Source organism: Luteimonas suaedae, assembly GCF_008312895.1.
Classification (GTDB): domain Bacteria; phylum Pseudomonadota; class Gammaproteobacteria; order Xanthomonadales; family Xanthomonadaceae; genus Luteimonas; species Luteimonas suaedae.
Genome location: NZ_VSSP01000034.1, coordinates 1 through 3,035 on the forward strand (window position 1 = coordinate 1; position 3,035 = coordinate 3,035).

2 protein-coding genes are annotated in these 3,035 nt (G+C 71.8%); both read left to right on the top strand.

What is annotated here, in order from left to right; genetic code table 11:
- A partial coding sequence (locus FXO19_RS18950; protein WP_149196678.1) for an ATP-binding response regulator occupies positions 1-569 on the top strand: 569 nt, incomplete at its 5' end.
- Positions 570-651: 82 nt separating this feature from the next.
- On the top strand, positions 652-3,035 hold a 2,384-nt coding region (locus FXO19_RS18955), incomplete at its 3' end, for a ligand-binding sensor domain-containing protein (RefSeq protein ID WP_149196679.1).

The following is a 3,035-nucleotide window of genomic DNA, read 5'->3' on the forward strand; positions in this document are numbered from 1 at the left end:
CGGCGCGCTACGGCGGTAGCGGGTTGGGGCTGGCGATCTGCCAGGAACTGGCGGCCGCGATGGACGGGCGGATCGAGGTCGACAGCGCGCCGGGGGAGGGCACGCGATTCACGGTGGAACTGCCGCTGCCGCCGGCGCCAGCGGTTCCCGGCACCTCCCACGCACGGGCGTCGCGGACGACCACGGGCCGCCGCCTGCTGCTGGTCGAGGACGACCCGACCGTCGCCGAGGTCATTGCCGACCTGCTGCGCATGCACGGCCACCGGGTCACCGCGGTCGCGCATGGCCTGGCGGCGCTGACGGAGATCGCGCGCGATGACTTCGACCTGGCGCTGCTGGACCTGGACCTGCCGGGCATCGACGGCCTGGCGCTGGCGCGGCAGTTGCGCGCGCAGGGCTTCATGCGACCGTTGATCGCGGTCACCGCGCGTGCCGATGCCGAGGCCGAGCCGCTGGCGCGCACCGCCGGCTTCGACGCGTTCCTGCGCAAGCCGGTCACAGGGACGATGCTCGCCACGGCGCTCGAGGCGGCGCTGGGCCGAAGCGAGGTCCCGGTGCCGGAGGCGTGAGTTTCCGGAACGTACGCATTGCCCGCAGCCCCGATTCCGGCGAACCTGCATCTCCGGGAAGTGGTGAGGGGTCGTGGGGAACATGAGGGGTCTGCGTGATCTCGGCGTCCGTTGCCTGGCGCTGCTGTTGTGGCTGGCGCCGTTGGCCGCCGCCGCGGCCCTGCCCGACACGCCGCGGCCGCGGCAGTTCACCGTCGCCGACGGACTGCCCTCGAACCGCATCAACGCGCTGGTGGAGGACCGCCACGGCTACCTGTGGATCGCCACCAGCGACGGCCTGGCCCGCTACGACGGCACCGGTTTCCGCATCTGGCGCGAGGAGCAGGGCCTGCCCAACAACTTCGTCTGGTCGCTGGCGCTGGACGCCGACGGCAGGCTCTGGATCGGCACTGCCTACGGCGGACTGGCGGTGTATGAGCCGGAGGAGGATCGTTTCCGCTACATCAACCGCGCCAACACGCCCGGATTGGGCAATGATGAGATCTGGTCGCTGGCGGTGATGCCCGACGGCACGGCCTGGATCGGCACCGCCACCGGCGGGCTGCATCGCCTGACGCCGGACGGTCGCATGACGCGTTTCATGCCGCGCCAGGGGGACGACCGCAGCCTGCCTGGCCAGGGCGTGATCGCCTTGGCGGCTGCGCCCGACGGCACGCTGTGGGTCGGTACGACCGGCGGCGTGGTGCGCTGGACAGGTGGTGGATTTGAGCGCCTGGCGAACGACGGCCCTGCCGCCGGCCGCATCAACAATCTGCACCTCGACGGCGACGGCACGCTGTGGGTCGGCACGACTGCCGGCGTGGTGATGCGGCACGCCGACGGGCGCCTGTCGCCGGCGCCGTGGGAGGCGGCCGATCCCGATCTGCGGGTGATGCAGGTGTTGTTGCACGATTCGCGCGGCGACTGCTGGCTGGACGTGCCGAAGGGGCTCGGCCACGTCAGCGCCGGCCGGGTGAGCGACGTGCCGCTCTACAGCGAGGCGGCGCAGGGCTTGGTGCGGCCGCAATGGACTGCAGCCCATGAGGATCGGGAGGGCGGCGTCTGGCTGGTGAGCAACAGCCATGGCCTGTGGTACCAGCCGGCCCACTGGAGCCAGTTCGCGGTGCTGAGTCGGCGACTCGACGATCCGGACACGCTGGCAAACGCCCACGTGCGTGCGATCGCGGCGGCATCCGATGGCGGCATGTGGCTAGTCGGGTCGGGCGGCGCGCTGGACTGGTTCGATCCGGAAAGCGGTGCCATCCGGCACGTCATGACGGACGTGGGCGAGCGCTCGTACCTGGGCGGCGTGCACGAAGACCGTCACGGTAGGGTATGGGTCGGTTGGCGCGGCGGGTTGGCGCGGATCGAGCCGCGAACCGGGCGCATCCGCCGCTGGAGCGGTGACCAGCAGGTCGATGCCACGCGCGGCGAGGCGCAATTCTTCGTCGAGACCGGCGACGGCCTGCTGTGGCTGACGTTCGAAGACGGCGTGGTGCAGGCGCGCGATGCGGACGGCCGGGTGCGACGCGAATACCTGCCCGGGGCCGACGGTAGCCTGGAACCGGGCGAGATCATCAGGCACATGCGCCTGGGACCGGACGGCGCGCCTTGGCTCGCCACGACGCTGGGCCTGAAGCGCCTGCTGCCGGCGGATGGACGCTGGGCGCCGGTACCGGGCGCCGGTTCCGAGGTCCGCTCCGACTTGGCGGTGCTCGATGCGGAACGGGTCTGGTTGTCCGGGGTCGGCACTTTGCAGCGGTGCCGCTGGGACGGCAGTGCGCTGGATTGTGAGCCGGGGCTGGGGCCCGACGACGGCCTGCCGCGGTTGATGTTCGGCGGCATGGCGGTCGACGCGGACGGCGTCGCGTGGCTGACCAGCGTCCGCGGACTGGTGCGCGTGGATCCGGAGGCGCGCACGGTGCGCATCTTCAGCGCCTGGGACGGGCTGCCGGGGCAGGAATTCGCGCATTCGCCGGTGGCCTGGCCGGTCGATGGCCGCGTCCTGGCTGCCACCCCCGACGGGCTGGTGGTGTTCGATCCGGCCCGCATGTCCTTCTCCGGACGCATTCCCAGCCTGGTCATCGAGCGTATCGACGTGCGCGGGCGCGGCGCGCCGGTCCGGTTCGCCCCGGAGCTGCCGTTCGCGATCGACCATGACGATCGCGACCTGCGGGTGGTCGCACGGTTGCTGTCGTTCCGCAATACCGCCGCCAACGTCTATGCGTTCCGGCTCGAGGGCCACGACGAGGACTGGGTGGAGACGGCGGCGGCCGGGGAGCGGATCTTTTCGCAACTGGCGCCGGGCCGCTATACGTTGCAGGTGCGGGCGCGAAATGCCGACAACATCTGGTCGCAGACGCACGAACTGTCGTTCGAGGTGCGGCCGCCGTGGTGGAAGACGCCGTCGGCGCTGGCGCTGTTCGTGGCGGCGGGCCTGCTGCTGGCGTGGTGGGCGGCGACGGCCTACCGCACGCGGCTGCGGCG